The 12341-nt window shown below is 75.2% G+C and carries 12 protein-coding genes; 6 read left to right on the forward strand and 6 right to left on the reverse strand.

Going from position 1 to position 12341, the window contains the following annotated elements:
• Window positions 1-25 precede the first annotated feature (25 nt).
• From V7E45_RS19175 to V7E45_RS19190, 4 genes are read right to left on the reverse strand one after another with little or no spacing between them, the layout of a single operon-like run.
• Entirely contained in the window at window positions 26-1363 is a 1338-nt protein-coding gene (locus tag V7E45_RS19175; RefSeq protein WP_333775403.1) for an AAA family ATPase, read from the reverse strand.
• Window positions 1360-3000: a hypothetical protein gene (locus tag V7E45_RS19180; protein ID WP_333775404.1), complete on the reverse strand. Its 1641-nt coding sequence runs from the start codon at window positions 2998-3000 to the stop codon at window positions 1360-1362. Before V7E45_RS19180 ends, V7E45_RS19175 begins: the two co-directional genes overlap by 4 nt.
• On the reverse strand, window positions 2991-4175 hold the full coding sequence (locus V7E45_RS19185) for a hypothetical protein (protein ID WP_443056093.1): 1185 nt from the start codon (window positions 4173-4175) through the stop codon (window positions 2991-2993). Before V7E45_RS19185 ends, V7E45_RS19180 begins: the two co-directional genes overlap by 10 nt.
• The gene (locus tag V7E45_RS19190; RefSeq protein WP_333775405.1) at window positions 4072-5016 is read right to left on the reverse strand and encodes a phosphatase PAP2 family protein; all 945 of its coding nucleotides are present in this window, start codon (window positions 5014-5016) and stop codon (window positions 4072-4074) included. The genes V7E45_RS19185 and V7E45_RS19190 overlap by 104 nt, the downstream gene beginning before the upstream one ends.
• 208 nt (window positions 5017-5224) lie before the next feature.
• On the opposite strand from V7E45_RS19190, the gene V7E45_RS19195 reads away from it, so the two are divergent.
• On the forward strand, window positions 5225-5821 hold the full coding sequence (locus V7E45_RS19195) for a histidine phosphatase family protein (protein WP_333775406.1): 597 nt from the start codon (window positions 5225-5227) through the stop codon (window positions 5819-5821).
• Between the two features lie 36 nt (window positions 5822-5857).
• On the opposite strand, the gene V7E45_RS19200 is transcribed toward V7E45_RS19195, so the two are convergent.
• Entirely contained in the window at window positions 5858-7357 is a 1500-nt protein-coding gene (locus V7E45_RS19200) for a hypothetical protein (protein WP_333775407.1), read from the reverse strand.
• A 260-nt stretch (window positions 7358-7617) separates the two neighbouring features.
• Here V7E45_RS19200 and V7E45_RS19205 point away from each other — a divergent pair, with 260 nt between their 5' ends.
• Both V7E45_RS19205 and V7E45_RS19210 read left to right on the forward strand, forming a co-directional pair.
• Window positions 7618-8040, forward strand: coding sequence for a hypothetical protein (locus tag V7E45_RS19205; protein WP_333775408.1), 423 nt, complete (start codon window positions 7618-7620; stop codon window positions 8038-8040).
• Window positions 8041-8074: 34 nt separating this feature from the next.
• A complete protein-coding gene (locus V7E45_RS19210; RefSeq protein ID WP_333775409.1) occupies window positions 8075-8944 on the forward strand; it encodes a spermidine synthase in 870 nt (289 codons plus the stop codon).
• 19 nt (window positions 8945-8963) lie between these two features.
• Here V7E45_RS19210 and V7E45_RS19215 read toward each other — a convergent pair whose 3' ends face one another.
• On the reverse strand, window positions 8964-9476 hold the full coding sequence (locus V7E45_RS19215) for a hypothetical protein (protein ID WP_333775410.1): 513 nt from the start codon (window positions 9474-9476) through the stop codon (window positions 8964-8966).
• Between the two features lie 99 nt (window positions 9477-9575).
• Between V7E45_RS19215 and V7E45_RS19220 the strand changes: the two genes are divergently transcribed.
• The 3 genes from V7E45_RS19220 to V7E45_RS19230 all read left to right on the forward strand — a co-directional run.
• Window positions 9576-10295 (forward strand): response regulator transcription factor, encoded by a 720-nt coding sequence (locus V7E45_RS19220; RefSeq protein WP_333775411.1) that lies wholly within the window; start codon window positions 9576-9578, stop codon window positions 10293-10295.
• Window positions 10292-11668 (forward strand): sensor histidine kinase, encoded by a 1377-nt coding sequence (locus V7E45_RS19225; RefSeq protein WP_333775412.1) that lies wholly within the window; start codon window positions 10292-10294, stop codon window positions 11666-11668. Before V7E45_RS19220 ends, V7E45_RS19225 begins: the two co-directional genes overlap by 4 nt.
• A gap of 179 nt (window positions 11669-11847) precedes the next feature.
• Window positions 11848-12341 (forward strand): cellulose binding domain-containing protein (locus V7E45_RS19230; RefSeq protein ID WP_333775413.1); only part of this gene is annotated, 494 nt, incomplete at its 3' end.

Below are 12341 nucleotides of genomic sequence, written 5' to 3' on the forward strand. Positions count from 1 at the left end.
TGTCTCGCGCGGGCGCAAGGGGACGTCAGGGCCGCCAGCCGACCCGGTGCTCCGCCAGATGCGCCAGCACCGCGTGGTTGGCCTCCCAACCGTCGGGGAACTTCACCAGCGTGCCGAGCTGGACCGGTTCCGTCGACGGGTAGTCGTCCAGCAGGTCGCCCACCCCCGCGCGGCAGACCACGACGCAGGCGTGCCGGTGGCGCGAGGCCAGGACGCACAGCCGGCCGGTCTCCAGGTGGAAGGCGGTGGCGTCGGGGCGGCCGGACAGCGGGTGCAGGACCACCGTGACGTCGTACTCCCGGCCCTGGAGGCGATTGGCGGTGTCGACCGTCACCCCGGACACGCCCAGGTCGGCCAGGGCCGCCCGGACCGCCGCCGCCTGGTCGCGGTGGGCCATGCCCACCGCGACGCGGTCGGCCGTGAGCGGGGAGGGGTCCGGCGAGCGCTCGGACACCGCCGCGCCTCCCCGGTCCAGCAGCCGGCGCACCACCGCCGCCACCGCCCGCACCGCCTCCGGGTCCGTGCGCGGGGTGTGCCGGGCGGGCAGCTCCAGCAGGCCCCACCCGGACTCCGCCGCCTCGTCGATCACCCGGTCGGGACCCGAACCGTCGGAGGGGACGGCGAAGGCCAGCCGGCGGTCGCCGTGACCGGTGCCGCTGCGGAACGGGGTGTACGGGTAGAAGGCGTCCGAGACCAGCGGGGCCGCGGAGGCGGGCAACCGCCAGGAGACCGGCAGCCGGTGCTGCGGGAGCTGGGGGTTGTGGGCCAGCAGCGTGGTGACGGCGGAGGCCGAGGGGTCGTACGACAGGCCCGCCCACTGCTCGCCGCCCACGATCGCGAACGGGTCGAGCTGACCGGGGTCCCCCACGAACAGCGCCCGCTCGAACAGGCCGGCGACGGCCAGCAGCGAGTCCGAGCGCATCTGGTACGCCTCGTCGACGATCGCGTGCCGCCACGGCTCGTCCACCTTGACGTGCGCCCACTTCGCCGCGGTGGACACGACCACCGGCAGGCCCGCCAGATCGGCCGCCTTCGCCGACGTACGCACGCCGGGCCGCTCGTCCAGCGCCTTGTCGTACGCGTCGGCGTCGCTGCTGTGCAGCCGGCCGACGGGCAGGTCGGGCGCCTTCTCGGCGAGCCGCAGCACCAGGTCGTCGACCTGGGCGTTGGTCTGCGCCACCACCATCAGCGGCCGGCCGGCCCCGGCCAGCTCCAGCGCCGCGCGGACCACCAGCGTGGACTTGCCGGCCCCGGGCGGGGAGTCCACGACCACACCCCGCTCGGTGCCGTGCAGGGTGTCGTGCAGGATCGCGTCCGTGGCGCGTGCCGCCGCGGTCGAGGGGTCGAATCCGACGGTCGTCACAGGACGTCCTCCCCGGTCACCGCGTCGGGTGCCTCCAGCACCGCCTCGCCCGGCGGGCCGCCGTGCGTCCACGGCGTCTCCTCCGGATCGGGGAGCTTCGCACCGCCGCGCTGCTCGTGCTCGAAGAGGGTGAAGCAGACCGCGTCGCCCTTCTCCGGCACCGAGCCGGCCTCGGGCTCCTTGCCCCGGCCCATCTTGTCCACGATCCGCAGCACCAGCAGGCCGTCCTCGGGGGCGCCCGCGTGACCGGCGAACTCCGCCGCCTGGGGCCTGCCGCCCAGCGAGCGGTACACCTTCGCGCGCTCCGCCAGATGCGGCCGGTCGTCCGTGCGGACCGTCACCAGCGGGCGCGGGCTGGGCCGCTTCCCCTCGCTGTACGCCATCACGACGTCGATGACCTCGCCCGCGAACGCCTCGCCGGCCAGCCGCCGCTCCGCCATCACAAGCGGGTCGTCCAGCGCCTCCTGCGCCTCGAGGCGGGCCTGCTCGCGCTCGCGCGTGGCCAGCTTGTTCGCCGCCGTCACCGCGTCGTCGCGGCGCGGCTGCGGGGGCTCACCGGCCAGCACCCGGTCGCGATGGCCGGTGAACGACCAGCGGTCCCGCGTCCAGCGCTCCTCGACGTGCCCGCCCTCCGGCAGGGTCCGCAGCAGGTCCAGGCCCCGCCACACCGCGTCCCAGGTGGGCCGCGTCCGGCTCGCGACGAGGTCGCGGATCCGCTGCTCGGCGTCGGTGAGCGCGGCCAGCCGGTCGTCCGCCGCCAGGGCGTCCTCGGCCGAGGCCAGCGCGGTGCGGGCACGGTCGTAGCGCTCGATGGCCGGGGCCAGGAGCTTGTTGTCGAACGCCGGGTCGGTGGCCGGTCCGGCCGGCGGGCACAGCAGCTGGCCCTCGGCGTCCCGCGCGAGCTCGGCCCGGCGGGCCGCCTCGGCCCCGGTGCCCCGCCCGGCGCCGCCCGCGTCCCGCTGCCCGGGGACGACCGTCACCGGCGGAGCGTCGATCCAGGCGAGCAGCGCCCCCAGGTGCTGGTCCTCAAGACCGGACTGGCCGGTCGCCCAGTGCCGGGACAGCAGGTCGGTGAGGGACACCAGCAGGGAGGAGCCCGGCACCCGGGCCCGCTCGCCGTAGTGCGTCAGCCAGCGGCCGAGCAGCGGCACATGGGGAGGCGCCGGGTGCGGCGCCTCCGGGTCCTGCTCGGCCGTCCGGCGAAAGCGCATGGAGCGGCCGAGCAGCCGCACGAAGTCCAGGCCCGCGCGGCTCGGCACGATCAGCTGGGGCGCGTCCGCGCACAGTTCGACCTCGACCTTGACGCGCTTGCCGGTCTCCGGGTCGGTCTCGGTGCGCTCGGCCGCCTCGACGTCCCGCGCGTAGGAGTCGATGTACGGCAGCACCACGTCGGCCAGTTCGGCGAGGAACGCGAAGCGCAGGTCGCGGTCGCGGGGCTGCGGCACGACCAGCAGCCGCGGCGCGTCCCGGTCGGTGCCGACCAGCGCGCCGAGCGGGGCGCCGGCCTCACCGGCGGTGGTGAGCGGCACGAACACCAGGGGGCTGCCCGACAGGTGCCGGTGGCGGACGGTCGCGGCGGGCTGGGCCCGGCCGGTGCTGACGGCCTCGAGCCGGGCGAGGGTGGCGATCAGGGACAAGGAGCCACCTCCCGGGTGTGCAGGGCCTGCGCGCGCAGGGCGGCCGCCCGGCGCAGGGCCGCCACCGCCGGGTCGTCAGGGTCGCCGCTTTCGCCGCGGGCCGCGGCGAGGACGTCCTCGACCGTGGCCAGACCGCCCAGTTCGGCCCGGAGCGGACGGCCGAGCGGGGTCACCGCGCCGGCCTGCCGGGAGCGCTCCCGGCAGTGGAAGGCCAGTTCGCAGGCGGCCAGGCAGTCGGGCGCGTATGACGCCGGGACCGCCTCGACCGCCGCCGTCAGCTCCTCGGCGGGCCGGTCCGGCGCGAAGCAGGTGCCCTCGGGCAGGGCCGCTGCGATCTCCTCGACGCGGGTGAGCCGGGCCAGCTGGCGGGCGGTGACCGCGCGCTGCTTGCGCACGTCGACGGCGGAGGCGGTGGGCAGGTTGGAGAAGTCCTTCGGGCACACCAGCAGCACCCGGTGGCGCACCGCGGGCGCGGGGTCGAGACGGGCCGCGACCTCCTCGAGGGCGAGCACGTACACCGCCGCCTGCCGGGCGGCCGCGCCCACCTTCGCCGGGTCGGCGGAACCGTCGAGCATCGGGAAGGACTTGATCTCCACGACCGTCCAGCCGCCGTCCGGGTGCACCACCACCGCGTCCGGCTCCAGGAACGCGAGCGAACCCGCCACGTCCAACGCCAGCATCGGGTGGTCGAGCAGCGTCCAGCCGCCCGCCCGCACGGCCTCGCGCAGCGCCAGCGCCGTCCGGGCCGTGCGGCCCTCGGGGCCGGGCGCGGACAGGTCGGGGACCGCGGCTCCCGCGGGCGGCTCGGCACCCGGGTCGAGGCGGGAGTGCACCAGCCGCAGCAGCTCGGCGCCGCCGTCGGCCTTGACCTTCGCCTCGAACGCGTTGCCCCGGGTCAGGGCGAACTGCGACTGCCCGAAGCCCGATGGCGCGCCCAGCGCGCTCGCCAGTGCCGCCTTGTCCACCCCGGCGCCGTCCAGGATCGCCCGCCTGCGGCACCCGGGGTTGGCGGCGAGCGCCGCGAGGGCGCGCGCGTCCAGGGCCTTGGCCGGTACGTCGGGACCGCGCAGCTCAGCGAGCCGGTGCCGGAGTCCCGTCCCCCGCGTCTCGGGCGACGGCGTCCGGTTCGGCCGCGGATGAGAGCTGCGACTCGCGCTGCCGTGGAATTCGCTCACCCGCGGAAGTCTGGCATCCGTGACTGACAATCGGGGAACCCGCGTCCGCCGGGGCCGGTGCGGCGGCGGTGCCCGGACGGGCCCGGAGCACGTCCGCCCCGCGCATCACGTGCGGCGCGAGCAGCAGGCCCACGCCCATCACGGCCACCCCCGCCACCGCGTCCAGGAAGTAGTGGTTGGCGGTGCCCATGACCACCAGGGCGGTCAGCAGCGGGTAGGCCACGGCGCACACCTTCGTCAGGCGCGTGCCGCCGAAGCGCCACAGCATGATCCCGCACCACAGCGCCCAGCCGACGTGCAGGCTCGGCATCGCCGCGTACTGGTTGGTCATGCCCCCCATGCCGCGCGGCGCGCTGGCCTCGCCGCCCCACCAGCCGTACGAGCTGTAGTGGGCCATCGTGTCCACGAAGCCGTGGCCGGCGGAGAGCAGCCGCGGCGGGCAGGTGGGCAGCAGGGTGAAGCCGATCAGGCCGAAGAACGTGGACGTCATCAGCCAGGTGCGGGCCGCCCGGTAGTGCTCGGCCCGGGCCCGGAACAGCCAGACCAGGACGGCGGGCGTGACCACGTAGTGCAGCGAGGCGTACCAGAAGTCGGCCGGTATGCCGAGCCACGGCTCGCGCGTGAACAGCCGGTTGAGCGGGTGTTCGGCGTTGAGGTGCAGGGCCTGCTCGAACCGCAGGATCGCCAGGCCGTGGTCGACGGCGGAGGAGACGTCGCCGCGGGCGAGGAGACGGCCGGCCGAGTAGCAGCCGTAGACGAGCAGGATCAGGGGCAGCTCGGTCCACCAGCGCAGCCGGGTCCGCGGGGCCACCTCGGTGCCCGGTGTCTCGGTCTGCGCCATCCGATCGCCCTCCCCCTTCTGCTGTGCCGCACCCGGCGGGCGACCGTGCCACCTTACGGTGTCCACAACCCGGCCGTGCGGCCGCTTCAGCCCTCAAAGACGCGGACACCGCCCGGCGGGTTGCCCGTGCCCGGGGTGAGCGATGATGGAGGTATCCCGCCTCTCGTTCCCCGGCGCCGCTCGGCGTCCCGCTCCGGAAAGGTCTCCCATGGCACCGCGCATCCTGCTGGCCCGGCACGGACAGACGGATTGGTCGCTGTCCGGCAAGCACACCGGCAGGACCGACGTACCGCTCCTGGAGGAGGGCCGGCGCGGGGCGAAGCTGCTCGGCGAACGGCTGCACCGGGCGCCGTTCGAGGGGCTGCCCGGTACCGAGGTGCGTACCAGTCCGCTGGTCCGCGCGCGTGAGACGTGCGAACTGGCCGGGTTCGGTGAGCGCGCCACGACCTGGGACACGCTCATGGAGTGGGACTACGGCTCCTACGAGGGCATGACACCGGCCGAGATACAGGCGGTGCGGCCGGGCTGGCTGATCTGGCGGGACGGCGTCCCCGGCGGCGAGAGCCTGGCCGACGTCACCGCGCGCGCGGACGAGGTCGTGGCGTGGGCCCGCTCGGCCGACCGTGACGTGCTGGTCTTCGCCCACGGACACATCCTGCGGTCCATAGGCGCGCGGTGGCTCGGGCTGCCGCTGGACTTCGCGGCCCGTATCCGGCTGAACCCGACCTCGCTGTCCGTGCTCGGCTGGGCCTACGGGGAGCCGGCGATCGAGAGCTGGAACGACTCGGGGCACCTGGCGGCCTGACGGGCCGCCGCGCGCGGCCGCCCGCGCCCCGGTCCGCTACGCCCGCCCGGTTCTCGGCAGGGAGGCGTGCCGGTCGAGGAACTCCGACACCCCCGAGGCCCGCCGGTGCGGCAGCAGCACCCGTGCGGTGCCGGCCAGCATTGTCTGGATCCGGGAGGACTGCACCTGGTCCAGCAGGCCGAGCACGCGCAGCGCCGCCTGCGCCGCCTCGTCGGGGCGGCCCTCACGGGCCAGGTCGTCGGCGAGTTCGGCGGTGTAGAGGGCGATGTTGCGGGTGAAGTGGGGGTCCTGCAGCTCGGCCGCGCGACGGGCGTGCCGGGACGCGCGCCGCCAGTCGCCCAGGGTCGACCAGCACTGCGCCTCCAGACCCTCCAGCTCGGCCTCTCCGTAGAAGCTCATCCACTCGGGGTCGGCGTCCGAGTGGCCCCGCTCGAAGAGGGCCTGGGCCCGGGCCAGGGCCTGTTCGCAGCCCGCGCGGTCGGCCAGCCCCGCCCAGCCGCCGGCCTCGCGCAGCGCGAGCAGGGACATCAGGCGGGCGGAGCCCAGCGGTCGGCCGACACGCTGGGCGGCCTGCGCCGCGCGTACCGCCTCGCGGGGGCGGCCGGTGTCCCGGGCCAGGAACGCGGTGTTGCAGAAGGCGTGGGCCTCCAGTCCCGGGTCGCCGGTCATACGGGCGGTCGCGAGGGCCTCCGCGTAGTGCGAGCGGGCGTCGTCGAAGCGGCCGGAGTCATGGGCCAGCCAGCCCACCGAGATGGCCAGTTCACCGGCGCCCGAGTGGAGCCGGTCGGCGGTCGTCAGCCGGGTCGCGCCGGCGTCCAGCAGCGCGTAGGCGGCGCGCAGCGGGGCCGCCGCGCGCCGGTAGAGGCCGTCCGCGCCGTGCCGGTCGTCGAGCAGCCGGATGCGGCGGACGGCCTCCTCCAGGGCGGTCGCCTCGGAACTCCCGGCGCGGCGGGCCGGCCGGACCGCCGCGCCGGCGGCGGTGGCGAGCCCCAGCGGGCTCAGCGTGGCGGCGGCCACCGTGGTGCCTCCGCCGGTCATGAATGCGCGACGCAGCACGTCGCTCTCCTCGTGGTTCAGGGGGTCGTTCTCGTACGGTCCGTACGGTGCGCAAGGGTCGTGCGTGTCGTACGGGTCCTGCGTGTCGTGCGGGTCGTGCCGGTAATCCTGTGTGTCATACGGCTCGTGCGCCCCCCGCGTCTCAGCGGCGCCGAACGCCCCGGGCAAGTCCGCGGCCGTGCGCGCCGCGCGTCCGCGGACGGCCGAGCGCGGCGCGAAGCCGAGGTCGGTGAGCGTGCGGCCGGGGAACATGTGCAGGAACACCCGTTCGTACGCGTAGTTCGGGCAACGGATCTCACCCGCCTCGACCCTGCCGACGTAGCGTGCGTCACAGCTCACCCGCTCGCCGATCTCCCGCGCGGCCCGCCGCACCAGCGCGGCGAACTCGGCCGGTGAGCGCCGGCCGCGCAGCTGCCGGAAGGCGAGGTTCGGCCGGGACGGCCGTTCGGGCTGTGACGAGGTCTCGGTTGACGACGCCATGGCCGGTCCTCTCGTGCGAACCGTCGAACCATGCCGGATCCGGGGTGGATTCGGGCTGAGTTGTCCTGTGACACCCTGGTTCCGGCGAGCAAGAACGTACCGGCTGTGTCGGACCCGCCACGCAGTGTTTGGCTACAAACCGGATATCTCATCCACGATCTGCCATGAACTGCCATCCTTTGCGGCGCACTTGCGCCGTAGCCGTTGACGGGCTCACACGTTTAACCGCGTGGACTGCAACAGGCGTGGTGGAGGCCGGCATGGAGACCAGCCAGAGCAACGATCCCCGTACTACGGAGACGCCGGGTACGGTGCCGTCGCCGACGGCCCGCGACGAGGCGTGCGACCTCGTGACGGTGCCGGCCCGCCAGGGCCTGGAGGCCGTCGACATCCTGCGCCGCGGGGCGGGGGAGACGGTCGGGCCCGTCCTGCTCGACGGCGGGTGCGGCACCCTCGGCTTCGTGGTGCCGGCCGGCACCGCCGCCTGCTGGGACGTGCCGGGCAGCACCTGCACCGAGACGAACGGGCGCGGGCTGCGGCTGCACCTGGAGGCGCCGGCGGAGGACTCGACGGACTGGCTGCTGCCGCCCGGCGAGGCCGACCTCGCGACCGACCCGGTGGTGCTGCGCCGGGCCCTCGGGGAGGCGGCCCGGCTGATCGAGGCGGCCGACAACTGCCGGTGACGCGCCCGCCCGGACCGGCTGCGAAAATGGACGGATGGGCAGGTCCAGGAACACCAAGCGCGGGTCGGCCGCCGTCGAGGCCGTGGTGGAACCGGTCGACGGCGGGCTCGCGCAACTGCTGCCCGACCCGGACCGCCCCCGAGCCTGGACGCTGCTGATCGACGGGGCGCCCCAGTCGCACGTCGACCTCGACGACCCGGGACACCTGTCCTTCGAGTACCAGCGCCGCCTCGGTCACGTCATCGACCTCGCCGCCCCGCCCGGCAAGCCGGTGCACGCCGTGCACCTCGGCGGCGGCGCCCTCACCCTCGCCCGGTACGTCGCCGCCACCCGGTCCCGCTCCACCCAGCAGGTCGTCGAGCGGGACGCCGCCCTCGTCCAACTGGTGCGGCGCGCACTGCCGCTCGACCCGAACGCGCGGATACGGGTGCGGTCGGCCGACGCCCGCGAAGGACTGGCCAAGGTGCCGGACGGCTGGGCCGACCTGGTCATAGCCGACGTCTTCAGCGGCGCCCGGACCCCCGCCCACCTCACCTCCACCGAGTTCCTCGACGAGGTCCGCCGGGCCCTGAAACCCTCCGGCGTCTACGCGGCCAACGTCGCCGACGGCCCGCCGCTCGCCCATCTGCGCGGCCAGATCGCCACCGCCGCCGCCCGCTTCCCGGAACTGGCCCTGATCGCCGACCCGGCCGTGCTGCGCGGCAAGCGCTTCGGCAACGCCGTGCTCGCCGCCGCCGGCCTGCCGCTCCCGCTGGCCGAGCTCACCCGCCGCGCCGCCTCCGACCCGCACCCGGCCCGGGTCGAACACGGCAGGCGGCTCACCGACTTCACCGGCGGCGCCGCGCCCGTGACGGACGCGGCGGCGGTGGCCTCGCCGGCCCCGCCGCCCTCGGTCTTCCGCTGATCCCGCCCCCGGGGACCGGTCAGTACGTCCCGACGTCCACGTGCGGCGGCCCGTCGTGCCAGGTGCAGAACACCGACACCCGGTCCGCGCCCCGGCTGAACTCCACCCGGATCCACGTCTCCGTCTTCCACACCTGCATCGACCAGCCGGTCCCCGGGGTGGCGGAGACGAGCGTGGCGCTCACCGGGCCCAGGTCGAAGACGGCCCGGCCGCCGGCGGTGTCGTAGGGCTTGATCCGGCCCGAGGCGGTGGCGCCGGCGCTCGGGGACGGGCCGGCGGAACGGACCGGGGTCCGCGAGGGCGCGGGCGCGGGCGGCCTGCTCGACGGGCTCCTCGACGGCGTCGGCCGGGCCGACGGCGACCGCAGCGGCCCGGAGCGCTGCGTGGTCGCCCCGGCCGCCGTGATCGGCAGGGCGCGCGGCGGGTCGTACGCCGTCCCGGCCATCACCGTGTGCACGCCCCACCACGACAGCGTGACCGCCGCGCCCGTCGCGAGCAGCCAAGCCAGTACGTGTACGAGTCCTCTGCGCATCGCGGGCCATACTGCCTCAGGGGGACCGCCGTTCGCACGCGCCCCGAGTTGTCCACAGGCGCCGGACCGACCTCGGCCGCATGGCGTACGGTGCGGCGCATGGCAAGTGTGCTCGTGGTCGAGGACGACCAGTTCGTACGCTCGGCGCTCATCCGGCATCTGACCGACGCCTCGCACACCGTGCGCAGCGTCGGTACCGCCCTTGAGGCGCTGCGCGAGGTCGCCCACCTCCGGTTCGACGTGGTCATCCTGGACCTCGGACTGCCCGATCTGGACGGCTCCGAGGCGTTGAAGATGCTCCGCGGCATCACGGACGTGCCGGTGATCATCGCCACCGCGCGGGACGACGAGACGGAGATCGTCCGGCTGCTCAACGCCGGGGCGGACGACTACCTGACCAAGCCGTTCTCCGTCGAGCACCTCTCGGCGCGGATCGCGGCCGTGCTGCGCCGGGCCCGCTCGGCCGGTGGCGAGGCCCCGCCGTCGCCGGTCATCCGCGTCGGCGGGCTGACCGTGGACCCGCTGCGCCGGCAGGCCGAACTGGACGGCGTCCGGCTCGACCTGACGCGTCGCGAGTTCGACCTGCTCGCCTTCCTCGCCGGCCGTCCCGGTGTCGTCGTACCGCGCAGGGAACTGCTCGCCGAGGTCTGGCAGCAGTCCTACGGCGACGACCAGACCATCGACGTCCATCTGTCCTGGCTGCGCCGGAAACTGGGCGAGACGGCCGCCCGGCCGCGCTATCTGCACACGCTCCGGGGGGTCGGCGTGAAGCTCGAACCGCCCGTGCCCGCCGACGGGGGAGGGGAGCCACCGCGATGAGATGGGCCCTGGTCAAGGTGTGCCTGGCGGTCACCACGATGGTCGTGGTCGCCTTCGCCGTGCCGCTCGGCCTCGTCGTCAAGGAGATGGCCCGCGACCGTGCCTTCTCCAACGCCGAGCGGGAGGCGGCCGCGGTCGCGCCCGCGCTCTCCATCACCACCGAACGGGACGAGCTGGAGCGGGTGGTGGCCTCCGCCGGTGCGGACTCCGGCATGGCCGTGCACCTGCCCGCCGCCGACGGCCGGGCCGCGCTCGACCTCGGCCGGCGGCGCGCCGCCGAGCGGGACATCGAGGCCGTGCGCAAGCTCGGCCGCGCCTCCACCAGCTCGGTCACCGGCGGCTCCGCGCTGCTGCAGCCGGTCGCGCTCGGCTCCGGCGCGATCGCGGTCGTCGAGGTGTACGTCCCCGAGTCCGAGGTGAGCAACGGCGTCGGCACGGCCTGGGCGGTGCTGGCCGCCGTCGGACTCGCCCTGATCGTCGGCTCGGTCGCGGTCGCCGACCGGCTCGGGGTGCGCATGGTGCGGCCCGCGCAGCGGCTGGCCGAGGGCGCCCACGAACTGGGCGAGGGCCGGCTGGGCGCCCGGGTGCCGGAGGACGGGCCGCCCGAACTGCGGCTCGCGGCGGTCGCGTTCAACTCCATGGCCGACCAGGTCGTGCAACTGCTCGCCAACGAGCGGGAACTGGCGGCCGACCTGTCGCACCGGCTGCGCACCCCGCTGACCGTGCTGCGGCTGAACGCGGCCTCCCTGGGCGCCGGGCCCGCGGCCGAGCAGACCCGGACCGCCGTCGCCCAGCTGGAGCGGGAGGTCGACACCATCATCCGCACGGCCCGGGAGGCCAAGCCGCAGACCGTGGCGGCCGGACCCGGCGCCGGGTGCGACGCGGCCGCGGTGGTGCGCGAACGCATGGAGTTCTGGTCCGCGCTCGCCGAGGACGAGGGCCGCAGATGGCGGGTGGCCGGCGTGGAGCGGCCGGTGCGCATACCCGTGGCCCGCGCCGACCTGGCCGCCGCCCTCGACGCGCTGCTCGGCAACGTCTTCCGGCACACCGCCGAGGGCACCGCCTTCGCCGTCGACGTGCACAACGCCGAGGACGCGGTGATCGTGCTGGTCTCCGACGCGGGCACCGGCATAGCAGACCCCGAGGCGGCGATGGCCCGCGGCCGCGGCTCGGGCAGCGCCGGCTCGACCGGACTCGGCCTCGACATCGTGCGCCGGCTCGCCGAGTCCACCGGCGGTGACGTCCGCCTCGGCTCCTCGGTGCTGGGCGGCACCGAAGTGCGGATCTGGTTCCAGCTGGACGGTGGGAAGCCGACCGGCCGGGGACACCGGGGGAGCGTGCGCCGGCGCAGGCGCCCGGCGGCGGTCCGCTGACCCTCCGGACGCGGCCGGGCCCCCGCCCAGTGGTCTCGACCTTTAACCGTCCCCGATCCCTTCCTTAAGCGCACCCTAAGATCCTCGCCCACTGTCCCGATCAAGCCGTTTGTCGCATTCCCGCTCGCTAGCGTGCTCCCGCACCCCACCCCCCGTGAACGGCGAAAGCAGGCACGCGCATGAGCACCCACCGACGCAGGATCAGTGGCAGGAACAAGGCGATCGGCGGCCTGGTGGCCGCGGCCGTGGTCGGTGGCGGCGCGCTCCTGCTGACCGGTACCGCGAACGCGGCCGGTGTGAACGCGGCCTACACCAAGACCAGCGACTGGTCGACCGGCTACACCGCGCAGTACGTCGTGACCAACAACAGCGGTCAGGCGGAGAAGTCCTGGACGCTGGAGTTCGACCTCCCGGCCGGTGCCAAGCTCAGCTCGCTGTGGAACGGGGACTCGGCCGTCAGCGGTCAGCACGTCACCGTGAAGTCCGCGAAGTGGGACACCGACGGCCTCGCACCGGGCAAGTCGGTCACCGTCGGCTTCGTGGTCAGCGGCACCGGCGACCCGACGGGCTGTCGTATCGACGGCACGCAGTGCTCCGCGGACGGCGGTGCCACCCCTGAGCCCAGCGGCCGCCCGACCCAGACCCAGTCGCCGTCCCCCACCCCCACCAGGAC

Source organism: Streptomyces sp. IBSBF 3136 (assembly GCF_036815105.1).
Classification (GTDB): Bacteria; Actinomycetota; Actinomycetes; order Streptomycetales; family Streptomycetaceae; genus Streptomyces.